This window comes from Nostocoides sp. F2B08, from assembly GCF_009184895.1.
GTDB lineage: Bacteria > Actinomycetota > Actinomycetes > Actinomycetales > Dermatophilaceae > F2B08.
The window spans coordinates 752,240-775,573 of record NZ_WESE01000002.1; the positions used below are offsets into that span (position 1 = coordinate 752,240).

Below are 23,334 nucleotides of genomic sequence, written 5' to 3' on the forward strand. Positions count from 1 at the left end.
ATAGGGCGACGGCGCACTATACACACCGGACGCCTCAGGTGGGGATAAGGCGGGGTCAGATTCTTTCCATCATTCCTTCGGTTGATCTCTTGACTCCGCCATTGACCGTGTGCAGCAGCGAAAGGAATAGTCAGCCGACAACCCATTCCTGCGGTGTTCCATGCGTGTTTGTGCATCGAGGTCGGAGATCCGCGGGCAGGGGATGGGGACAGCGCAGGGAACTGCGGTCAAAAGTGGGAGAGGAGCACACCCGATGTCTCAGACATCCAGTCGCCGGCGCACCCGCGTGCGGCGTCTCGTGGCTCTGCTGACGAGCTCGGCCCTTGCCGTGCCGCTGGTGGCCATGAACACGACGACGGCGGCAGCCGTCACGGAGCCGGACCCGCCGTTCTACCTGAACGCGAACGACCTGGACTTCATCCTTCGGCAGATCCAGATCGCCGAGGCGCACGCCGACGGCAATGACCTGCTCTGCGCGACGCCGACCGACCGGTCCGGCAAGTGTGTGCCGAGTCCGGCACTGCCGCTCGGTCTGCGGACGGTCGACGGCTCGTACAACAACCTGCTCGAAGGTCGTTCGACCTGGGGAGCGGGCGACCAGCCCTTCAAGAAGTGGCTGGAGCCGTACTACCGCCAGGCCGACGCCCCGCTCACGGCGCCCGGAGCCCCGCCTGCCGGCGACACGTCGATGTGCGAGCCCGGCCTGACCTGCTACGAGCAGTGGGAGCCCGGCCACATCGTCTATGACGCCAAGCCGCGCGAGATCTCCAACCTCATCGTCGACCAGAGCACGGACAACCCCGCGGCCGTCAACGCCGCGACGCACCTCCCCGGTGCCGAGATCCGCCCCGACGGCACGATCTTCCTGCCCAACATGGCTCCGGACGAGGGCCTCTCGGCGCAGACCAACGCCTTCTTCACCTTCTTCGGACAGTTCTTCGACCACGGTCTCGACCTCGTCGACAAGGGCGGCAACGGCACGCTCGTCGTTCCCCTGGCCGCGGACGACCCGATCCGCCAGGTCGCGGGCTTCAACCCGCAGGCGCCCTACCTGATCCTCTCCCGCGCGACCCGGTCCCCCGGCCCGGACAACGTGATCGGTACCGAGGACGACGTCCACAACAACGAGACGACCCCGTTCGTCGACCAGAACCAGACCTACACCTCGCACCCCTCGCACCAGGTGTTCGTGCGTGAGTACGTGCTCGTCGACGGGGTGCCGCAGGACACCGGCCGCCTGCTCGACGGCGCCGCGGGCGGTCTGGCGACGTGGAACGAGGTGAAGGCCCAGGCCCGCGACATCCTCGGCATCGAGCTGTCCGACGCTCGGGCGCTCGACGTCCCCCAGGTCGTCACGGACCCGTACGGCAACTTCGTCCCGGGTCCCGGCGGCTTCCCGATGATCGTCACCGACAACGGCGGCTCTCCGCTCAACGTCGAGGGCAGCATCACCTCCCCGGCGAACGCGGATGACGCGCTGACCACCGGTCACGCCTTCCTCGACGACATCGCCCACGGCGCCACCCCGGTCATCGACGAGAACGGTGACCTTCAGCCGCGCTTCGACGAGAACGGCGACCCGATCCTCGACGAGAACGGTCAGCCGGTTCTGTCCGGATACGACAACGTCTCGCTCGGTGCGCACTTCATCACCGGTGACGGTCGCGGCAATGAGAACATCGCCCTGACTGCCGTGCACACCGTCTTCCACGGTGAGCACAACCGACAGATCGCGACGATCCAGGAGTGGCTCGACCGTCCCGAGTACGAGCAGCTGAAGAGGGCCTACCAGGGTCTCGACCACAGCTGGCCGAACAAGCGGGCGGCCGACGTGCTGCCCGGCCCGGAGGCCGACGACTGGAGCTACGAGCAGCGTCTCTTCCAGGCGGCCCGGTTCGCTACCGAGATGCAGTACCAGCACATGGTCTTCGAGGAGTTCGGCCGCACCATCCAGCCGGCGATCGACGAGGTCGTGTTCAACGAGAACTCGTACAACGCCAACATGGATCCGGCGATCACAGCCGAGTTCGCGCACGTCGTCTACCGGTTCGGGCACTCCATGCTCACGGAGGACATCGCGCGCCAAGGCTTCGAGACGGGGAACATCTCGTTGCTCGATGGATTCCTCAACCCGGACGCCTTCACGGACGGTGGCAGGTTGACCGCTGAGCAGGGCGCCGGCGCCATCATCAACGGCGTCGTCCGTCAGCCGAGCTCGCAGATCGACGAGTTCGTCATCGACACCCTGCGCAACAACCTGCTGGGGCTGCCGCTCGACCTCGCGACGATCAACCTGCTGCGCGGTCGTGACGCCGGTGTGGCTCCCCTCCAGGAGGCGCGTCGGACGTTCTTCGAGGCCACCGGCGATGTCACCATGCGGCCGTACGCCAACTGGACCGACTTCGGCAACAACCTCAAGAACGGCAACATCTTCGGCCGTGACGCGAGCAACTCGTCGCTGGTCAACTTCGTGGCCGCCTACGGCACCCACCCCTCGATCCTCGCCGAGACGACGATCGACGGTAAGCGTGAGGCAGCCGCTCTGCTTGTCAACGGTGTTCCTCAGGGCCAGGAGTTCATCTCGCGACTCGCTGCTGGGACGCGCTACGGCACAGCCGCGCTCATCTCGAGCAGTCACTTCCAGGCGGGTGTGCCTGTCGTCTACGTCACGACCGGCAACAACTTCCCCGACGCTCTCGCAGCCGGCGCGCTGGCTGCTCAGGGCCCCGGCCCGATCCTGCTCACGCATCGGGACTTCCTGCCGGTGGAGACGTCGATCGAGCTCGCGCGGCTCGCCCCGCAGCAGGTCGTCATCCTCGGTGGCGAGCTCGCCGTGTCCGCGTCGGTCGAGCAGGCGCTGACGGACTCCGGGATCGCCCCGGTCTCACGGATCGCGGGTGGGAGTCGCTTCGACACGGCTGCGCAGATCAGTCAGCTGCTGCAGCCGACGGCAGGGCAGGCGGACCGCGTCTACCTGGCGACCGGGATGAACTTCCCGGACGCGCTGGTGGCTGCTGCCGCGGCTGCTCGCGACGGTGACCCCATCCTGCTCACCGACACGACCCTGCCTGCGGTGACCAGCGCCGAACTGCAGCGGCTCGCTCCGCAGGAGGTGGTCATCCTCGGAGGTCCGTTGGCCGTTCCGGCAGCAGTGGAGTCTGCTGTCCAGGCGGCGGTGCCCGGCGTGACCGTGACCCGGATTGCGGGCGAGACGCGCTACGACACCGCAGCGCTGATCAGCGCCGCCAACTTCGCCGCGAACCGAGGTGGAACCCTGTACATCGCGACAGGGACCAACTTCCCGGACAGCCTGGCGATCAGCCCGGTGGCCGGCCTCAACGGTGATCCCGTGCTGCTCATTCCTCCGTCCGGCGAAGTGCCGCCGGCGATCCAGGCCGAGATCACCCGACTGGCTCCGTCGAACATCGTCATCCTCGGTGGTCCGATCGCCATCGACGGGAATGCGGAGACTGAGCTGAGCCAGTTCGCTCCGACGACGGCCGCCGCACCCGAAGACCGGATGGACTTCATGTTCTCCACCGGTGCATGGGCGAACGCGGGCGGCACGACGACCACGGGCCTCGAGGACGTGGACTTCTGGACCGGTGGTCTGGCGGAGCGGGTCAACCCGTTCGGCGGCATGCTGGGCTCGACGTTCAACTTCGTCTTCGAGGAGCAGATGGAGGCCCTCCAGTTCGGCGACAGGTTCTACTACCTGTTCCGCAACCAGGGCAACCAGCTGTTCGCCGCACTCGAGGCGAGCTCGTTCACGGCGCTCATCGAGCGCACGACGGATGCGTCGAACCTGCCGGCGAACATCTTCGCCGTCCAGGACCCCGTCATCCAGCTCGAAGGCATCACGCAGCCGTACCCCGGCACGCTCCGTCAGGACCCTGACGGCACGTGGCGCTGGGTCGGTGACGAGCACGTCGAGATCCACGGAACCCCGGCCGACGACCGGATCCGGGTGGACGAGGGCGATGACTCCGTCAAGGCCAAGGACGGCAACGACATCGTCGAAGGTGGTGCCGGCAACGACATCCTCGCCGGCGGTGACGGCAACGACGTCCTCACGGATCTCTTCGGAGACGACGTGCTCAAGGGCGAGTGGGGCAACGACGTGCTCAACTCCGGTCCTGGGTTCGACATCCTCCACGGTGGTCCCGGCCACGACTTCGTCGCCAACGGCGGTGACATCGACACGGTGTTCGCCGGTGACGGCAACGACGTCGTGCTCGGCCAGACCGGTCGGATGAACGTGTTCGCCGGCGAGGACGAGGACTGGGTGGAAGGCAGCCGCCATGCAGATCTGCTGCAGGGCGACAACGCCAACCAGTTCCAGAACGACGTCATCGGTGGCAACGACGTGGTCATCGGCCGCGAGGGCAACGACGACATCGAAGGTGAGGGTGGCGACGACATCCTCGTCGGCGAGTGGTTCGGCACCGACCGGCACCTCGGCAACATGGGATTCGACTGGATCACGTACTACGGCGAGACCGCGAACGTCGACATCGACTTCCTGATCACGCTGCTCCAGCGTCCCGACGTGACGGCCGTTCGCGACCGCTACGACCTGCTCGAGGCGATGTCCGGAAGCTTCGGCGACGACCAGCTCAAGGGCATGAGCCGCGAGCTGGACGGACCCGAGGGAGTCGAGCCCGAGCTGCACAAGATGACCGAGGAGACGCTCGACACGATCGACGGTCTTCGGGAGTTCCTGCAGCCGGCCGACCACGACAACTACGCGCTCCGGTTCATGACGACCGGACCCGTGGTCGACACCGACGGCGTCAACAACATCCTCGTCGGTGGTCCGGGTTCCGACACCATCCAGGGACGCGGCGGTGACGACGTCATCGACGGTGACCTGATGCTTCGGGTCCAGCTCGGTCTCGTCAACGAGGCCGGCGAGATCGTCGAGCGTCAAGACTCGGCCGCTGCCTACCAGGAGCGGATGTACCGTGGCGAGATCGACCCGGGTGACCTCCGGATCATCCGTGAGCTCGTCGACCTGGACGAGCCGGGCAGCCTCGACACCGCGGTGTACACCGGCCCGATGGCGGAGTACGAGATCACCGATCTCGGCGATGGCTACCACATGGTTGCGCACGTCGCACCCAACGGTGGCGCCGGTGAGGCTGAGGAGGCCGAGGGTGCGGATGTCATCCGCAACATCGAGGTCGTCCAGTTCAGCGACAACTGCTTCGACCTGCGCACGGGTGAGGCCTGCGAGTCCATCGCGACAGCGGTGCTCGACGACCAGACCCCGGTGGAGGACGAGCAGGTCACGGCGGAGCTGCTGGATCTCGACGGTCAGCCGTTCGACCTGAGCACGGCGGACAGCGTCGTCGTCGAGTGGTTCATGGGCGAGGGTGCGACCCCGGCGGAGATCACCGAGCTCGAGCAGATCGTCGATGGCACGGGTGCCCCGGTCACGGGCTTCTCGTTCACGCCGGACGACGGCACAGTCGCCCAGTTCCTCCAGGCCCGGGTGACCCTGGTCGTCGGTGGAGTGACCTACGTGGTCACGACACCGTGGACCGAGAACCCGGTGGAGAACGTCAACGACGAGCCGGTCATCAACGACCTCGTCACCCCCGGTGGAGTGGTGGTCGGACAGAACGTCCAGGCCGCTCCTCCGACCGACGGTGACGGCGTCGAGACGGCGGCCGAGGCGGGCTGGGTCTACCGGTTCGAGACGGCAGCCGCCGAGGCGGACTTCGCTGACCCGAGCCTCGTCACCACGGTCCAGGAGGGTACGCAGACGCAATACACCCTCCAGGCCGCGGACGAGGGCCGGTTCCTCCGAGTCGTCGTCGAGTACACCGACGACCTCGGGCAGTCGGAAGCCCCGGTCACCAACGTGATCGGTCCGGTGACCGCGGCTCCGTAAGGGGCAGTCACCTCTCCCAAGCTGCGGGGTCGGGCGCGAAGCGCCCGGCCCCGCAGTCACGTCCGGCGCCGGCCGGGTGGGGGCAGCGACGACGCGCGCACCGCATACGGTCTCGGTATGCGCACCCTGGCGAGGATCGTCCTCGGACTCTTCCTACTCTTCGCCGGAACCGCGCACCTGACGTTCGGCCGCGAGGAGTTCCGCGCGCAGGTCCCCTCCTGGCTGCCCGTCGACGTCGACCTCGTCGTTCTCGCCTCGGGGGTCGTCGAGATCCTGCTCGGGCTCGCCCTGGTCGCCGCTCCACAGGCGGCGCGCCCGCTGGTCGGGTGGCTGACCGCAGGCTTCTTCGTCGCGATCTTCCCTGGCAACGTCGCGCAGTGGGTCGAGGGCCGGGACGCGTTCGGTCTCGACACCGACGCCGCCCGCGTCACCCGGCTGTTCTTCCAGCCGGTGCTCGTCGTCTGGGCGCTCTGGTCCACCGGCGCCTGGCGGGCCTGGCGCGAGCAACGCGCTCGCCCGACGACCTAGACCGTCCGCGGGACCTTGCCGGTCAGCGTGAACAGCCGGCACATGAACCGGTGTCCGCCGTCGGAGGCCCGCCCGAACATCAGCGGGCAGCCCCCGTCGATGACCGTGAGCCCGGCCTCCCGACCGACCCGGACCGCCTCCGCGTCCACCGACCCGGCGCCGAACGCGCGGTGCATCCAGACCTGCCGGACTCCGGCGGCGATGGCGTCCTCCACGGTGCCCATCGCCTGCTCGGGCCGGGTCGCGATGACGACCGCCTCCACCCCGTCGGGCACGCTCGCGAGGTCAGGGTACGCGGGGTCTCCCTCGACCTCGGTCGCGTTGGGGTTGATGGCGACCACCGCATACCCCCGGTCGCGGAGCCGGCGATAGATCCCGTTGGCCGCCTCTCCCTTGGGGTCGCGCGAGACCCCGGTGACGGCGATGCGCGAGCACCGCAGGAACTCCTCCGCCGCGTCGGCGATGCGGGACATGACCACTCCTCCTCGGATGTTACGCACCCTCAGTCGGTCGGCCGCCTTCCTCCAGTGTGCTCCCCTCGTCCGGTATTCGACACCCAGGTGTGCCTATGCTGCCCGGATGACAGTGCGAGAGTTGATCCTCGTCCGGCACGGTCAGTCCGAGGGGAACGTCGCGGCCGAGGCCGCGGCCCGCGACGAGCTGCACGAGATCGACGTCCCGGCCCGCGATGCCGACGTCGTGCTCTCGAAGACGGGCCGGCGGCAGGCGGAGGCGGTCGGCCACTGGCTGGCCGGACTGTCGCGGGACGAGCGGCCGGAGGTCGTGTGGACCAGTCCGTACCGTCGCGCGCGCGAGACGGCCGAGATCGCGCTGGAGGTATGCGACACGCGCCTCGACATGCGCGTGGACGAACGCCTGCGAGACCGGGACATGGGGATCACCGACATGCTCACCGCGGCCGGCATCCGTGAGAAGTTCCCCGAGGAGGCCGAGCGCCGGAAGTGGATCGGCAAGTTCTACTACCGACCGCCGGGCGGGGAGTCGTGGGCGGATGTGGCGCTGCGGGTGCGGGCGGTGCTCGGAGACCTGGCCGAGTACGAGCGGCGCGAGCGGGTCCTGGTCTCGGCGCACGACGTCGTCATCCTGTTGTTCTGCTACGTCGCCGAGGGGATGGACGAGGAGGCGGTGCTCGAGCGCTCCCGGTCTGACGGTCTCCGCAACGCGGCGATCTGCCGGTTGGAGCGCGACGAGGACTCGCCGACCGGATGGCGGGTCACGGCCTACAACGAGGACTCGCACCTGCGCGAACACGGAGCCGACGTCACCGACCAGCCGGGTGCGAGCGACGAGGTCGGGGGTTCGTGATGGCGGGGAAGGAGCCCGGCGTTCCCCCCGAGGCGACACCTGGGACGGCCGACGACCCACGGCTCATCACGCCGATGCTGCTGCGTGCCTGGCCGCTGCCCGAGCCGACGGGCACGAAGTACGCCCGCGGCCAGGTGGTCGTCGTCGGCGGCGCCCAGGCCACACCGGGGGCGGCCATGCTCGCCGGTGTCGCGGCGCTGCGGATGGGCGCAGGCCGGCTGTCCATGGCCGTCGCGGAGAGCGTGGCGCCCCACGTCGCCGTGGCCGTCCCGGAGTCGGGAGTGCACGGCCTCCCGGAGAACGCCTCCGGCTCCATCACCGGTGAGGAGGCCGGCCGGCTGCTCGAGCGTGAGGTGCAGCGCGGGGACGCCCTGCTCGTCGGGCCCGGCCTCGACGACGCCGACGGCACCACCCGCGTGCTCGAGGAGCTGCTGCCGCTCGTGCCGGAGGACCTGCCGGTCGTGCTCGACGCCTACGCTGCCACTGTCCTGCCGGACCTCGACCCGTCCCTCGTCGAGCGCATCTCCGGCCGGCTGGCGCTGACACCGAACACCGGAGAGCTCGGCATCATCGTCGGCTCCGACGATCTGGACGACGACGATATCCCCGCTGCCGCGGCCGAGGTCGTCGAGCGGTATGGCGCCGTCGTCGCGTGCTCCGGGCGGGTCGTCTCGAGCGACGGCGTGTGGCTGGTGTCCACCGGGGACACGGGGCTCGGCACGTCCGGCAGTGGTGACGTTCTCGCAGGAGCCGTCGCCGGTCTGGTGAGCCGGGGAGCGCCGCGCGTGCAGGCTCTGGTGTGGGGCGCATACACCCATGCCGCCGCAGGCGACGCGCTGGCGACCAAGTTCGGACGGGTCGGCTATCTCGCCGGCGAGCTGCTGCCCGAGCTGCCGCTCGTGCTCGGGTCGCTGCGCGGCGACTGAGGAGCTGCCGAGGCGGTGGACCGGACCGTGACCTGCCGTCCGGAGAGCCGACCCAGCACCCGAACTCCGACCTGCCGCCTGCAATTGCAGGGGGTGAGTCCGCACTTCGGGGGTGGTCGTCGCCGATGTGGGGCGGGTCGAACCTCGGGCTCCGCCGGCTCAGTCGGCGCGGACCGGCCAGCGCCGTTCGGAGCGGCCGGTGAGCACGATGACCGGCGACTGTGCGGTCTGCACGAGCGCGCGTGCGGTGGAGCCGAGCAGGAACCCGGGCACCCCGCGGTGCCCGTGACTCGAGACGACGACGAACGCGGCGTCGCCGGAGGCGGCCGTCAGCGCCTCCGCGGCATCCTCGGCGGTCGCGCGCAGCTCGATCGTCACGTCCGGGTGTTCCGAGCGCAGGGTCTCGGCGATGTGGTCGAGCGGCTCGTCGGGTGAGGTCTCGCCGATCTCCGCCTGGACGAGGACGACCTCGCGGCCCTCGGCGGCGGCCGCGGACACGGCCAACCTGGCCGCACCGAGGGAGGCCTCGGACCCGTCGAAGCCGACGACGATAGGCCCTTCGTCGTCGTGATGATCAGGCGCGCCCGGCGGGATGACGACGGTGGGACAGTGCGCGCTCGCGGCGACCGCTCCGGCGATGCTGCCGATGACGTTGCCCTGGTATGCGCCGCTCCCCCGGGTGCCGACGACCACCGCACCCGCCTGCTGGCTCTCCGCGATCAGCGCGCTGACCGGGTGGGCGACGAGCGCCTCGGTCTCGATCCGGACGTCGGCCTCGTCTGCCCGCGCCTCTTGCAGCCGACTCGTCTCACCCTCGATGACGGCGCGTGCCGTGCCGCCGAGACCGGGAGAGGAGGCGGTGCGCCCGGGCGGGACGGCCTCGGCCGCGATGACCCGCACCGGCGCGCCGGTGGACCCGGCCCACGACAGGGCCCAGTCGAGCGCGCGGCTGGCGCCGGGCGAGCCGTCGATGCCGACGACGATCGGTTGAGCGTTCACGGGCACACACCTACTCGGGTCGAAGAGCTGTCGCCGCGGCGACGTCGGTCACAGGGCGAGCCTATGCGCCCGCACGTGCGCGCGGGGTCGGCCTCACGGGATCGCTCACCAGCGGTCGTGGACGTGTTCGCGGATGAGGTCGTCGTACAGGCGCTCGTATGCGATCAGCTCCTCCGCGGAGGTCGGCGGCAGGGCCGCGGCGCCGGCGTTGGCGACGGCCTGCTCCGGGCGACTGGCACCCGGGATGACGGTCGTGACCCCGGGCTGGTCGATGATCCAGCGCAACGCGCGCTGGGCCGGGGTGCCGTGCGAACCGATGGCGGCGAAACGCTGTGCCGCCTGGACGCCGACGTCGTAGGGGACGCCCGAGAAGGTCTCGCCGACGTCGAATGCCTCGCCGTGCCGGTTGAACGCACGATGGTCGTCCGGGGCGAAGGTCGTGTCGGCACCGAAGCGCCCGGACAGCATGCCGGACGCGAGCGGGACCCGGGCGATGATCGCGACCCCGGCGTCAGCGGCCGCGCCGAGCACCTGCTCGAGGGGCTTGCGCCGGAGCACGTTCAGGATGATCTGCACCGACGCGACGTGCTCGCGTCGGATCGCCGTGAGCGCCTCGTCGACCGTCTCGACCGAGACGCCGTAGGCGCGCATCCGACCCTCGGCGACCATCTCGTCGAGGATCTCGAAGACGGCGTCGGTGGAGTACACCGGCGTCGGCGGGCAGTGCAGCTGGACGAGGTCGAGGGTGTCGTCGCGCAGGTTCTCGCGGGAGCGGTCGTTCCACCGGCGCAGGTTGTCGGCGGTGAACTGCTCGGGGACGTGCGGGTCGGCGCGCCGGCCCATCTTCGTCGCCACGACGAACCCCTCGCGGCCCCGGTCGTGGACGAACTCCCCGACGAGACGCTCGCTGCGCCCGTCGCCGTAGACGTCGGCGGTGTCGAAGAACGTGACGCCGGCGTCAGCGGCCGCCGCGAGGATTCCTGTGGCGGTGTCGTCGGCGACCTCGCCCCAGTCGGCGCCGAGCTGCCAGCACCCTTGACCGACGACGCTGACGTCCCGGCCGAGTCGCGGGATCGGACGGTGTTCCATCGATGCGCTCATTCCCCCACCGTATGCCCAGACCCCAGACTGGCGGCATACGCTGGGAGGCATGGCGAGCAATGTCATCGCGTGCCCGTCGTGCGGCACGAAGAACCGTCTCCCGCTGGCGGCCTCGGGACACCCGAGGTGCCCCTCGTGCAAGACCGACCTGCCGTGGCTCGTCGACGCCGGGGACGCCGACTTCGACTCGGCCGTCGACACCAAAACCATCGTCGTCGTCGACCTCTGGGCGCCGTGGTGCGGGCCGTGCCGCATGATCGCGCCCGTGCTCGAGACCCTCAGTCGCGAGTTGGCCGGACGCCTCAAGGTCGTCAAGGTCAACGTCGACGAAGCGCCTGCGACGGCGCAGCGCTACAAGGCGATGAGCATCCCGATGCTGCTCATCATGGACCGCGGCCAGGTCGTCGACACGCTCATCGGCGCCCAGCCCGCGCCGATGCTGCGAGCCCGGATCCAGGGCGCCCTCGACCGGCGCGGTTGACCTCGCGCGACCTCAGCGCACGGTGAAGGTCTTGCTGTCGACGAACGGGGTGAACTCCTCGAGGCCGCTGCTGCTCTCGACGGTGACGGTGTACTCACCGGGCTCCAGTTCCTCGGTGAACCGGAACTCGGCGAACCCCGCGCCGTTGTCGCTCAGCGTGAAGCCCTCGATCGTGCCGGCCGGGCCTTCGATGGTCCAGTTGAAGTGGGCCTCGAAGGACGCGCCGTAGCCGGTGATCCGGACATCTCCGGCGTCGACGACATCACCCTCCTGCGGCGAGAGGATCCACACGTGCGAGAGGACCTCGCCCTGAGGCGCCCGCGCGGTCGGCTCGCCGACCCGCACGTGTCCCCAGGCGTCTGCCGCGCGTCCGTCGACGAGGATCGTCACGGTCGTCGCGGCCGGTCCGTCCAAGGTCGAGGCGGCCGTGGCCGTGTAGACGAGCTGCTGGATCGCCGTCGCCGACAGCTCGCTGCCGGCGGTGCCGCTAAAGGCGTCGGCGGACAGGTCGACGGTGATGTTCGAGCCCTCACGCTCGACCTCCATCTCGTCCGGCGCCACCCATGGCGACAGGTAGTCCGGGTCGAGGGGCGGAACGCTCATCATCGCCGCGAGCGCCGACTCGACCGGGTCGCCCTCGTCCGGGACGGTGCGCCACTCCCGGTACAGCCGGAACGAGCCGCCGGAGTCCCCGATGTAGTACACCGGGATGCCGGAGACCTCGCCACCGTCGGGCTCGTCCGTCGTCGTCGGTGTGGGTTCGACCCCGTCGTCCGGCGTCGTGGTGGGCGCGGCTGTCGGGGTCTGCGTCGAGGTCGTCGGCGCGGCCGTCGGGGTCGTGGGGGATTCCGGCTCGTCCGAGCCGCAGGCGCTCACGCCGAGGGCGAGGACGAGGGCGGCGCATCCGGCCAGGGCGGTCGGCCGGTGCCACCGGATGGTGTGTATGCGGTGTTCACGTGACATTGCAGACCTCCTGATCGGATGGGCGACTCCCGCCGCTCACCGATACGACGCGCGGCCAGCGACTTGGGTGCACAGTCGTTTCCGATCCGTTTGCGGCGCGCCTCTGCCCCGCGCGCAAGGCCGAGCACGTCGAGAACGCTCCGGTGACGACCACCTGACCCTGACCCGCACGCCATCTGATCGGCCCACCCCGGACACCCGCGGGGTGGGCCGATCGTCGTGTCCGCCTTCACCGGGGCGCGGATCGTCGCTGGTCAGGGGCCTGCCGCAGTGATCGGCGAGCCTGGTCAGAGGGCTGGACGACCGCATACGGTGTGGGAATGGCACGGCTGCGGCGGGTGAGCCCGACGATGCGGGGATGGACCCGCCGTCGGGCCGGCACAGGGTTCTCCTACCGCGACGAGGACGGCCGCCCGCTGCCCGCCGAGGACGTGGAGCGGATCCGGAGCCTGGCGATCCCGCCCGCGTGGAGGGACGTCTGGATCTGCCCGCTCGCCAACGGACACATCCAGGCCGTGGGCACCGACGACGCGGGGCGCCGACAGTACCTCTACCACCCGGACTGGCGCGTCAAACGCGACAAGCAGAAGTTCGACCGGGTGCTCGCAGCGGCGGCCGAGCTGCCCAAGGCACGGCGCCACATTGCCAAGGACCTGGCCGCGACGGGCATGCCGCGGGAGCGCGCCACGGCCGTCGCGGTGCGACTGCTCGACCTCGGGTACTTCCGCATCGGCAGCGACGCCTACGCCGACACCAACGGGTCGTTCGGCCTGACGACACTCGAGCGCCAGCACGTGCGCAAGTGCCGAGAGGGCCTGCGCTTCCAGTTCGTCGGCAAGTCCGGCGTCGAGCACACGATCCTCATCGACGACTCAGACGTCCTCGCGGCGCTCGATCGGATGCGGTCTCGCCGCGCGCGCAGTCGGCGGCTGCTCGCCTACACCCAGCAGCGCCGGTGGATCGACCTCGACGCCGCCGCGGTCAACGCCTACCTGGCCGAGGTGCTCGGCGGCGACCTGACCGCCAAGGACTTCCGCACCTGGCACGGGACGGTCTTGGCCGCTGCGGCGCTCGCGGAATCCGGCGAGCCAGGCGACACGAAGGCCTCACGCAAACGGGCGGTCAAGGCGGCGATCGAGGAAGTCGCTGCATATCTGGGTAATACCCCTGCTGTGGCCCGGTCCAGCTACATCGACCCACGCGTGATCGACCTCTACGAGGCGGGCACGACGATCGAGTCACCGCGGGTGACCGCGCGCACCTCGCCGTCCCGCCGTCAGGAGCTCCTCGAGAAGGCGGTGCTCGACCTGTTGACCTGACCTTCGCACATGAGCGAACCACTCGAAAACCCAACCGAGAGAAGGAGATCGACATGCCGCAGGATGCCTGGAGCAAGAAACGTGAGCGTCAGTACGACCACATCAAGGAGGGTCTGCTCGAGCGCGGCGAGGACGAGGACACCGCCGAGGAGATCGCCGCCCGGACGGTCAACAAGGAGCGCGCCCGCGCCGGTGAGTCGGAGGAGGCGAGCAAGACGTCGACCGACGACATCTCATCCGGCCGCCGGGGTGGCCTGCGCTCGCACAAGGGTGCGGGCGGACGCACCAAGGACCAGCTCTACGAGGAGGCCAAGCGCAAGGGCGTCGAGGGCCGCTCGACGATGAACAAGGAGGAGCTGGAGAAGGCCGTCGACGACCGCTGACGACGAGGGTCGACGGCACGGCTGAGGCGTGGGACCATTCCACTCGGACAGCACGACGAAGGGGGCCCATGAAGAGCTTTCTCGCTGTCGGTGCATGTGCACTCGTCGCGGTCGCCACTTTGGCGCCGCCTGCACCGGCCGATGTCACCGTCACCAGGCTCGCCGGTGAGACACGCTACGAGACCGCTGTCGCCATCTCGAACTATGCCTACGAACTCGCAGAGTTCGGCGTCGTGGTCGCGTCCGGGGCCGACTTCCCCGATGCGCTCGCTGCGGGCGCGGTCGCCGACAACCGACAAGGACCGCTGCTGCTCGTTCCCCGGGACGGTGCACTCCCCGAAGCGGTCGAGGCGGAGCTGGACCTTCTGAACCCGTGGTCCGTGTACATCGCAGGTGGTGTGAGCGCGGTCTCCGGAGCGATCGAGGCGCAGTTGGGCGACTATGCCCTCGACGGCGTACACCGCCTGGCCGGCGCCGACCGGTATGCAACCTCGGCGGTGCTCGCATTCTCGTCTCACCGGGCCGACACCACCATGTTCCTCGCCACGGGACTGGATTTCCCCGACGCCCTCGGTGGCAGCGCGGCGGCCGGTCGGCTCGACGGGGCCCTCATGCTGACTCGACCGACCGACCTCCCCGAGTCGGTGAAGGACCAACTGACCTTCGGACAGCCGACCAAGGTCGTCGTCCTGGGCGGGACCCAGGCGGTGGAGGACGTCGTCATGGAGCAGGTCCGGTTGGCTCTCCCCAACGCCGAGGTCGTGCGCTGGGCCGGGGCAACCCGGTACGAAACGGCGGCGCGGGTCTCGCGTGAGACCTATCCACAGGGAGCTGCCACGGTGTTCCTGGCCTCGGGTGTGAACTTCCCGGACGCGCTGGCCGGGGGCCCCACGGCAGCCAGGGTCGGCGCGCCGCTGCTTCTCACCGAGCCGGACTGCGTCCCCCGACCGACGCTCGACGAGATCGAGCGCCTGGGGGCGGAGAGGGTCGTCGTTCTCGGGGGCCTGCTCGCAGTGAGCGAGGCGGCAGCGAACCTCACCCCCTGCTGAAGGGAGTCGCGCACGCCAGATCGTGTGACGTGGACGGTGCGATCACACCGTCTGATTCACACGATCGGTCGCGCATCCGCTAGCCGAGGCCGGTCGCCTCGACGACCCACTCCCACATCCGGGTGCGTTCGTCCTCGGTGGGAGCGTTCCGCCCGAGGTATGCGGTGGGCCGCTCGCGCCGGTCCATCCACAGTCCGCCTGGGGCCGGGGCGGTCTCACTGGCGAGCAACCAGGTCGTCGTGTCCGCACCCCCGTCGGCGTCCCGCAGGATCGGACCCATCACCTTGTCGAACGTCGGGAGCTGCTCGGTGACGCCGGGGGTCTCGGCCCAGCCGGGATGCATCGCATAGACCCGGACCGGCGCCCAGCGCTCCGCGAGGATCGGCAGCAGCTCGACCTGCGTGCGCTTGCTGCGTGCGTAGGCATTGGTCCCCGTATACGTGCCCCGCTCGTAGTCCGGGTTACGGACCGGCAGGCCCTGCGCATACATCCCGCCGGAGGTGACGAAGACGACGCGGGCCTGCTGCGCGGCGAGCAGGGGCTGGAGCAACTCGGTCATGAGGACCGGCCCGAGGACGTGCAGCGCCATCGTCAGCTCGTGTCCCTGGGCCGACTCGGTGCGGGTGGCGGGCAGGGCGCCCGCGTTGTGCACGAGACCCGCGAGCGGCGGTGCGGCGGCGGTGATCTCGCGGGCGAACCGGCGGACGCTGTCCAGGTCGGACAGGTCGCAGTCCCAGATCGTCGAGGGGCCGGGCAGTTCTGCCGCGACCTCCTCCGCCTTGGGCCGGCTGCGCACGACGAGATGGGTATGCGCGCCGAGCCCGCTCAGCTGTCTCACCGTCGCGTGGCCCAGGCCCGAGGTCGCGCCGGTGACCGCGATGTGTCGGCCACGCAGCGCGTCCTGCGCGGGGTCGGCCGGCCAGGTCGGCAGGCGTCGGCGCACCGCGTAGCCGATGGTCGAGAACCCCGGCACGACGGTGCGGTCCAGCGCCGTGTCGAGCGCCGAGGAGAGGGACTGCAGCACGGTCATGGTCGAAGCCTAGGCAGGCGCGCGGCCGCGGTTCACTGGTTCGTCGATCCGGTCTGTTGTCGCTGAACCGGTGCGTTGGCATCGCTTCGGTGCGCTGTAGCGCCCCAAACGCCCCACAACGCACCAAACACGGGACGATGCACCGGCGCCAGGTGAGGTGAGCCACCCCTGCCTAGAGCCGTGCACGGCCTCGCGATAGCGTCTTCTCACGGCCCGTGGACAGCGAATGACCACCGGTAGGCTGTCGCGGGATCCACCTTGATCTCGAAGAGGCACGCCATGGCACCGAGCGCCACCCCGTCCACCGCCACTCCCCTGACCGAGCCGCTGCTCCCCGCGATCAACCTCCGGCTGCGCCTGCTCGGGCTGCCGACGGTGCGGCCGGCCACCGCGGCTGGCACACCGCACGCGGGCGCGGAGGATCTCGTGGCCCCCCTCCTGGACCGGCAGCGCGAGCTGAGTCGGCGTCTCGACGACCGGCTGCCCCCCGTCGACGAGCGCATCGAGGACTTCCTCGCGGCATACCTGGAGGGCGTCGAGCACGTGCCGCGGCTGCCGCGGCGCACCCTCACCCTCGACCGCCCGGGCCTGGCTCGCGCGCTGTCGCTGCCGGTCGACTCGGACGAGTACGCGTCCGAGCTCATCACGAGCTACCGCCTCGCCAACGGGGTCCTGCACAACCCGCGCAACGACCGCCGCACGACGGCCGGCGTCTTCCACCTCGCCGAGGGCGGCCTGCCGATCCCCGACGACAAGAAGGCCGTGCCGCGCGAGGTCTTCGCCGCGCTGCTGACCCGGGCCCTCGAGCCGCCCACCTCCGCGCTCGAGCTGCCGATCACCTCGACCCAGGAGGACAAGGCGTCCTGCTTCGTCTCGCTCCTGCTCCGCCCCCTCGTCGTCGTGGGCGTCCCCGGACGCTCGCGCGAGCGTCGCCTCGAGACCCGCTTCATCGTGCCCGGCAGCATGGTCGCCAACCTCGACTTCGTCGAGGGCATCTTCGGCAACGCCGGCGACCCCTACCTGCCCGAGAACGACTCCGCCCTCGACCCGCTCGGCTGGACCGGCCACACCGGTCTCGTCGTGCTCGCACCGCATCTCGTCACCTGCACGAAGAAGTCGCTGGGCCTGCCGCACCGCGACCACGCGACCGAACGCCAGATCCGCGACGGTATGTGCTGGAGCGACCCGGCCGAGCGATACAACGACGGGCAGGCCTTCAAGGTGTGCGCCCGCGACGAGCGGGGCGTCATGGTCACCGTCATCGCCGACAACTACTTCGGCTACTGCAAGAAGGAGGTCAAGACCCAGATCTCCATGTCCGCCAACCTCCTCGGCGGCGCCGAGGAGGAGCACTCCGGCGGCGCGATGGTCTTCCCCTCCTGGGACGAGGGCCAGGAGTTCACGAACACGTATGCGGTGGACGCCCCGAGCGTGTCGGCGGTGGTCGAGCGGGACCCGGGTGAGTGGGACGCGGACGGATCCGGCTCCGACGCCGCGGGATGGGCGCGCTCGACGTCCATCCCGGGACTCGTCCTCGTGCCGACGGGTGCCCACTTCTCGCTGCCGGAGCGCACCGTCTCCTGGACCGGCGCCGACGGTGAGCCCGCCACGATCCCCTTCCGCGGCGACTCGGTGTACCTCGACACGAGCGGCTTCCGGGTCCAGATGCGCCAGGTCCGCACCGACCCGGTGCAGTGGACGATCGTCGGCACGTCGTCGACCGCGACCGTGTGCCACAAACCGTGCACCGTCTCCGGCGGCGGCAAGTCCGAGATCTCCAAGTCGATCGCCGACGCCATCACCATCGGCACGGCCTACGTCGCCGACTTCGATGCCGACCTCGACGCGGTCGAACAGATCGTCTCCCGCGACTACTCCCAGCGCTTCGCCGACCCGGCCCGAAACGGCACCGACCACCGTCCGGTGTTCGGCTCCGAGCGGAGCATCGGCAGCGTGATCAAGCTGTTCACGCCGCGCAAGGACTACTCGGACGAGCACAACGCGTTCATCCGCTCCATCCCGTCCCACATCCTCGAGCTCGTCTACGTCATCAAGGTCGAGTACCAGCCCGAGTGGGGCGCCGACTGGCGCAGCCACCTCTCGGTGAGCCGGGTCAACGGCCGGCCGGGCAACCGGCTGCGCGTCGACGGCCGCCCGGTGCTCGTCGACATGCTGCGGGTCGGCTACGAGGAGGACGGGTCGTACCGGCTGTTCAGTCTGCGCCCGGACTTCGCGCCCGCCGTCAAGGTGCAGACCGAGGACGACATCACCGCGTCCGTCGTCGTGCCGGGTGCGGACGGCTCCCCGTCGCGCAAGCTCGTCGAGAACTGCGAGGGTCTGCTCTTCCAGCGTCCCGACGACGCGATCGTCCCCGGCTACGACACGATGGCCGAGGCGGACATCGCGGCCGCCGGCACGTTCCTGTCGAACTGGCAGCCCCTGGACCGCGCGGCCGCCCGCGAGATCACCGACGACGCCGTGATGCTCAGCCGGTTCACGCCCCCGATGCGCGAGCGGCTCACCGGCTTCGTCGCCGAGGACGAGGAGGCGCGTCCCGCATACGTCGTCTGCTCGGCCCGGCCGCGCATGGTGGACGGCAAGCCGTCGAAGAACCCGCGCTACCTCCAGGTCCGCCCCGACCTCGCCGACCCGCTCGGCACCGCGACCGCCCTGACCGCCGTGCGGCTGCAGAGGGGGATGGCGATGAGCGAGCCGGTGCCGTTCGAGGTCGACGTCATCGCCGCGGGCCGGCGGAACAACCCGCCTGGTGAGGGCGTCCCGGCGCTCTGCGCGTTCAGCCCGCTGCACTACCTCGAGCTGCCCGAGCTGCTCATGGAGTTCATCTCGTCGATGACCGGCAAGTCGCCGTCGACGACGGGTGCCGGCAGTGAGGGCGCCCTGACCAAGGCGCCGTTCAACGCGCTCCCGACGACCTACGACCTCAACGCCGCGTTCCTCTCGTATGCGCTGACCGGCTACGACGGGTGGCTCTCCGGTGCGGGGCACGTGGGTCCGAACGTGCGCGTGGACCACGACGTGAGCCTGCTCATCCCGGAGATCTTCGCCCGGATGCAGCCGCACGAGCGCTCCTGCTCGTGGCTCATCGAGCACAAGTACCTCGAGCGAATCGAGGACCTCGAGATCGATGGTCGGACGGTCGCGGCGAGCCGGCTCGGCTGGCGGATCACCGACAAGTTCGCCTCGATCTTCCTCGGCCGGATCTTCATGCACCCCGAGTCGATCTTCACCGAGGCCGTACTGCGGCCCGAGACCCAGGACCGGGCGGTCTTCGCGGACTCGGTCGACGTCATGGTGAGCACGCACGAGCGGGTGGCCCGGGCATACCTGAAGGACGGCACGATCGCCTCGGCCTGCCCGCCGGTGCGTGCGCTCCTCGAGATCATGGCCGACGGGATCTCGGCCGAGGGGCTGACCCTCGGCGACCCGGCCTTCCGGGCGATGTTCACCCGTGAGTCGGTGCTCGCGAGCGACTGGTACGCGGCGCGGCTCGACGCGGCGCAGGCCCAGCTCGTGGCCCGCGCCGACGCCGGGGTGGCGGCGATCGAGGCGCTGCTCGAGAGCGACCCGGACGGGCGGGTGGCCCGCCGGCTCGACCTCACCCACCGGCTCGCCGAAGTCACGGCGACCCGCGACGAGGCGGCCTCCTCGGCCGCCCGCGAGCGGCTCGTCGGAACCATCGGACGGCAGGTCTCGCTCCGCTAGCGGCAGCGTCGTCCATGGCGGAAAACCGCTGGTCACAGCCCTTCTCGGCCATTGCTCGATAGGCGGCTGAGTCATCCGTCACCATCCCGGTCGCATCGTCGTCGGCGGGAGGATACTCACCGGTAGGAGCGCATGACCGCGCTCTCCCGTCGCCCCGATCGACACCCCCTGTCGGGGCGGATGAGAAGGGATGAAGGAAAGAGTATGAGAAGGACAAGGACGTCCGCGGCGGTCATCGGAATCGCCGCCCTCAGCCTCGCCGCGTGTGCAACCGGCACGACGAGCGACAGCGCCGACGACACCACGACCGCCGCGTCGACCGAGACGCAGGAGCAGATGGAGGGAGGCGCCGGCGGCGAGGTGGGAGTCTTCACCTGGTGGGCCGACGGCTCCGAGAAGGTCGGCCTCGACGCCATGGTCGGCGTGTTCAACGAGCAGTTCCCCAACGACACGTTCGTCAACCTCGCGGTGGCCGGCGGCGCCGGCACCAACGCCAAGGCCAAGCTCGCCTCCGACCTCGAGAACGGCAACCCGCCGGACTCCTTCCAGGGTCACGCCGGCGCGGAGCTGACCGACTACATCGTCAACTCCCAGGTCGAGCCGGTCAACGACGTCATCGAGGAGCTCGGTGGCAGCTCGGTCTTCCCGCAGGACCTGCTCGACCGGATCACCGTCGAGGGCAACATCTACTCGGTGCCCTCGAACATCCACCGGAGCAACGTCGTGTGGGCCAACCCGACAGTCCTCGAGGCGGCCGGTGTGACCGAGACACCCGGAGACATGGACGCCTGGCTCGCCGACATGCAGAAGGTCAAGGACTCCGGAGTCGAGACCCCGCTCTCGATCGGCGGCACGTGGACTGTGGTCCACCTCTTCGAGAACGTCCTGCTCGCCGACCTGGGCCCCGAGGACTACGCCGGACTCTTCGACGGCTCGACCCCGTGGGACTCCGAGGGCGTGCAGACGGCGGTCGACCACATGACCCAGCTGCTCGCGTTCGCGAACAACGCCTCCAGCGGCGATGACTGGGTCGCGCCGACCGACATGGTCATCGACGGCACCGCTGCCTACAACGTCATGGGCGACTGGGCCGTCGGCCAGTTCAACTCCCGCGACCAGGTCGACGGCGAGGACTACGTCTACTTCCCGGTCCCGGGAACGGACGGCGTGTTCAACTTCCTCGCCGACTCCTTCACCCTTCCCGTCGGGGCGCCGAACCCCGAGGGCTCGAAGGACTGGCTGCGCACGGTCGGCTCGGTCGACGGGCAGCAGGCCTTCAACCTGGCCAAGGGATCCATCCCGGCGCGGACCGACGTCCCGTCGGACGACTTCCCGACCTACCAGCAGACGGCCATCGAGTCCTTCGCGAACGACACGATCGCGTCCTCGATCGCCCACGGTGCCGCCGTGCCGCTCGCGTGGCTCGACGACATCTCGACGGCCACGGCGAAGTTCTACTCCAGCAAGGACGGCACGGTCTACGTGACCGACCTGACCGCGGCAGCGGACAAGGCCCTCGGCTGATCACCACCCACCGGGAAGTGCTGTGAAACCCAACGGTTCGCACCGGATCCGGCTCCGACCGGGTTCGGTGCGAACCGCATACCCACCTCCGCTGTGACGGCTGCGGCCGTCCGCAGCACCCGCGCACCCGTCAGCACCCACGTGCTCCCGCTGTGAAGGGACGACCACCCACATGTCACGCGCGAAGACCTGGCTCCCGGGCCTCGTCCTCATCAGCCCGTCGATCATCCTCATCGCGATCTTCGTGTACGGGCTCATCGGCCAGAACATCTGGACCTCTCTGAACGCCTCGACCAGGCGGGTCGTCGTGGGAGGGGAGATCGTCGAGCGACCCCAACACGCCGGGGGGATCGGCAACTACGGGGAGCTCCTCAGCACCTCGGACTACCAGCACGCCCTGTGGAACCTGCTCGTCCTCACCGTCGTCTTCCTCCTCGGCACGATGTTCTTCGGCCTGCTCTGGGCCGTCCTGCTCGAGAAGGGCGTGAACGGGGAGGGTGTCTTCCGCTCCGTCTACCTGTTCCCGATGGCGGTGTCCTTCATCGCCGCCGGTGTGGTGTGGCGCTGGCTGCTCAGCCCGCAGGAGGGTGAGCAGGCGGTCGGGCTCAACCAGCTCTTCCAGATGGTCGGGCTCGACGGACTGCAGTCGTCGTGGTGGTCCGCCGACAGCCGGTGGAACATGGCCGCCATGGCCATGCCGGCGATCTGGCAGCTCTCCGGCTATGTCATGGCGCTCTTCCTCGCCGGCTTCCGGGGCATCTCGGAGGACCAGCGTGAGGCCGCCCGGATCGACGGAGCGACCGACCGGCAGATCTACCGGCACGTGCTGTTCCCCCAGCTGTCGCCGATCGCGCTGTCCGCGCTCATCATCATCGGCCACATGTCGATGAAGATGTTCGACCTCATCTACGCGATCGCCGGCCCCAACTCCTACGTCGCCGCGGTGCCGGCCACGCTGATGTGGACCCAGATGTTCAACCAGGGTGACAAGGTCATGGCCGCGGTGAACGCGACGATCCTGCTGACCATCGTGGCGGTCGTCGTCGTCCCGTACCTCGTCTACACCAACCGCACCGAGAGGGAGCGGTCGTCATGAGCGCCACGACCGACGCCCTGCCCGCCGACCCGGTGCCACCGGCGGGCGCCAAGCCGACCACGGCATACCGCAGCACCGGGAAGGCTCCCGGGACGCAGGGGAGCGTCGCAACGCGGGCCACCCGCTACGCGATGCTCATCGCCTTCGTCCTCGTGATCCTCATGCCGATGTATGTCCTCATCGTCACGAGCTTCAAGCCGACCGGCGGCGCCGGCGCCAGTGACGCCTGGGCGCTGCCCACGACGATCTCGACCGAGGGGTGGGCGAGCGCGATCGAGCGCCTCGCACCGTCCCTGATCCGGACGGTCATCCTCGCGGTGTCCGTCGCGCTGCTCAGCTCGATGCTCGGGTCGATGAACGGCTTCGTGTTCTCGCGGTGGCGCTTCCCCGGGGACCAGGTGGTCTTCACGCTGTTCCTGTTCGGGATGTTCATCCCCTACCAGGCCGTGATGATCCCGCTCACCGGCATGATGCTCGACGTCGAGCAGGCCCTCCCGTGGTTCCAGGGCATCGTCAAGCTCATCGCAGTGCACACGATCTTCGGCATCCCGATCTGCACACTGATCTTCCGCAACTACTACGCGACCGCCGTGCCCAACGACATCCTCGAGGCCGCCAAGATCGACGGCGCGGGGATGCTGCGGATCTACCGCTCGGTGGTGCTGCCGCTCTCGATCCCGGCGTTCGTGGTCACGCTGATCTGGCAGTTCACGTCGGCGTGGAACGATTTCCTCTTCGCGCTGTTCCTCACCAACCGCAACAACGGCCCGGTGACGTTCGTGCTCAACGAGCTCGCGGGCGGGCAGAACCCGGACTACCCGCAGATCATGGCCGGCGTGCTCATCGCCTCGTTGCCGACCCTGCTCGTCTACATCCTGCTCGGCCGCTACTTCATCGGCGGTCTGATGTCCGGCTCGGTCAAGTGATCCCTGCGTTTGGCGCGAAGTTACCAGTCCGGTGCGAGATCTCGCACCGGTCGGATGAGGAACA

At 69.6% G+C, this 23,334-nt stretch carries 17 protein-coding genes; 12 read left to right on the forward strand and 5 right to left on the reverse strand.

Annotated features, from left to right (window positions below; translation table 11 throughout):
* The first annotated feature begins 253 nt into the window (after positions 1-253).
* Both GA707_RS07185 and GA707_RS07190 read left to right on the forward strand, forming a co-directional pair.
* A complete protein-coding gene (locus tag GA707_RS07185; RefSeq protein WP_193315211.1) occupies positions 254-5,896 on the forward strand; it encodes a peroxidase family protein in 5,643 nt (1,880 codons plus the stop codon).
* A gap of 117 nt (positions 5,897-6,013) precedes the next feature.
* Positions 6,014-6,424: a hypothetical protein gene (locus GA707_RS07190; protein WP_152177694.1), complete on the forward strand. Its 411-nt coding sequence runs from the start codon at positions 6,014-6,016 to the stop codon at positions 6,422-6,424.
* Here the strand turns inward: GA707_RS07190 and GA707_RS07195 are convergent.
* Entirely contained in the window at positions 6,421-6,897 is a 477-nt protein-coding gene (locus GA707_RS07195) for a CoA-binding protein (RefSeq protein WP_152177695.1), read from the reverse strand. The genes GA707_RS07190 and GA707_RS07195 overlap by 4 nt on opposite strands.
* A 106-nt stretch (positions 6,898-7,003) precedes the next feature.
* On the opposite strand from GA707_RS07195, the gene GA707_RS07200 reads away from it, so the two are divergent.
* Together GA707_RS07200 and GA707_RS07205 are read left to right on the forward strand one after the other, a co-directional pair.
* A complete protein-coding gene (locus GA707_RS07200) occupies positions 7,004-7,750 on the forward strand; it encodes a histidine phosphatase family protein (RefSeq protein ID WP_152177696.1) in 747 nt (248 codons plus the stop codon).
* Positions 7,750-8,676, forward strand: coding sequence for an NAD(P)H-hydrate dehydratase (locus GA707_RS07205; protein ID WP_152177697.1), 927 nt, complete (start codon positions 7,750-7,752; stop codon positions 8,674-8,676). The genes GA707_RS07200 and GA707_RS07205 overlap by 1 nt, the downstream gene beginning before the upstream one ends.
* Positions 8,677-8,835: 159 nt before the next feature.
* On the opposite strand, the gene GA707_RS07210 is transcribed toward GA707_RS07205, so the two are convergent.
* A complete protein-coding gene (locus GA707_RS07210; RefSeq protein WP_193315212.1) occupies positions 8,836-9,675 on the reverse strand; it encodes a universal stress protein in 840 nt (279 codons plus the stop codon).
* A gap of 105 nt (positions 9,676-9,780) precedes the next feature.
* Positions 9,781-10,764 (reverse strand): aldo/keto reductase, encoded by a 984-nt coding sequence (locus GA707_RS07215; protein WP_152177816.1) that lies wholly within the window; start codon positions 10,762-10,764, stop codon positions 9,781-9,783.
* 61 nt (positions 10,765-10,825) lie between these two features.
* Here GA707_RS07215 and trxA point away from each other — a divergent pair, with 61 nt between their 5' ends.
* A complete protein-coding gene (gene trxA, locus GA707_RS07220) occupies positions 10,826-11,257 on the forward strand; it encodes a thioredoxin (RefSeq protein ID WP_152177699.1) in 432 nt (143 codons plus the stop codon).
* A 12-nt stretch (positions 11,258-11,269) separates the two neighbouring features.
* On the opposite strand, the gene GA707_RS07225 is transcribed toward trxA, so the two are convergent.
* A complete protein-coding gene (locus tag GA707_RS07225; protein ID WP_152177700.1) occupies positions 11,270-12,220 on the reverse strand; it encodes a Gmad2 immunoglobulin-like domain-containing protein in 951 nt (316 codons plus the stop codon).
* 320 nt (positions 12,221-12,540) lie between these two features.
* Here GA707_RS07225 and GA707_RS07230 point away from each other — a divergent pair, with 320 nt between their 5' ends.
* The 3 genes from GA707_RS07230 (at position 12,541) to GA707_RS07240 (ending at position 14,971) form a co-directional block, all read left to right on the forward strand.
* Positions 12,541-13,539 (forward strand): DNA topoisomerase IB, encoded by a 999-nt coding sequence (locus GA707_RS07230; protein WP_152177701.1) that lies wholly within the window; start codon positions 12,541-12,543, stop codon positions 13,537-13,539.
* Positions 13,540-13,592: 53 nt separating this feature from the next.
* Positions 13,593-13,922, forward strand: a complete 330-nt coding sequence (locus GA707_RS07235) for a plasmid stabilization protein (RefSeq protein WP_152177702.1) — start codon at positions 13,593-13,595, stop codon at positions 13,920-13,922.
* A 68-nt stretch (positions 13,923-13,990) separates the two neighbouring features.
* Positions 13,991-14,971, forward strand: coding sequence for a cell wall-binding repeat-containing protein (locus tag GA707_RS07240; protein ID WP_152177703.1), 981 nt, complete (start codon positions 13,991-13,993; stop codon positions 14,969-14,971).
* A 79-nt stretch (positions 14,972-15,050) separates the two neighbouring features.
* On the opposite strand, the gene GA707_RS07245 is transcribed toward GA707_RS07240, so the two are convergent.
* A complete protein-coding gene (locus GA707_RS07245) occupies positions 15,051-16,001 on the reverse strand; it encodes an SDR family NAD(P)-dependent oxidoreductase (protein WP_152177704.1) in 951 nt (316 codons plus the stop codon).
* A gap of 279 nt (positions 16,002-16,280) precedes the next feature.
* Between GA707_RS07245 and GA707_RS07250 the strand changes: the two genes are divergently transcribed.
* The 4 genes from GA707_RS07250 (at position 16,281) to GA707_RS07265 (ending at position 23,270) form a co-directional block, all read left to right on the forward strand.
* Complete coding sequence (locus tag GA707_RS07250) at positions 16,281-19,724, forward strand: hypothetical protein (protein WP_152177705.1); 3,444 nt, start codon at positions 16,281-16,283, stop codon at positions 19,722-19,724.
* Positions 19,725-19,928: 204 nt separating this feature from the next.
* Positions 19,929-21,248, forward strand: coding sequence for an ABC transporter substrate-binding protein (locus GA707_RS07255; protein WP_152177706.1), 1,320 nt, complete (start codon positions 19,929-19,931; stop codon positions 21,246-21,248).
* A 172-nt stretch (positions 21,249-21,420) separates the two neighbouring features.
* On the forward strand, positions 21,421-22,344 hold the full coding sequence (locus GA707_RS07260; RefSeq protein WP_152177707.1) for a carbohydrate ABC transporter permease: 924 nt from the start codon (positions 21,421-21,423) through the stop codon (positions 22,342-22,344).
* Positions 22,341-23,270 carry a carbohydrate ABC transporter permease gene (locus GA707_RS07265; protein WP_152177708.1) on the forward strand — a complete coding sequence of 310 codons (930 nt, stop codon included), beginning with the start codon at positions 22,341-22,343 and terminating at the stop codon, positions 23,268-23,270. The genes GA707_RS07260 and GA707_RS07265 overlap by 4 nt, the downstream gene beginning before the upstream one ends.
* Positions 23,271-23,334 lie beyond the last annotated feature (64 nt).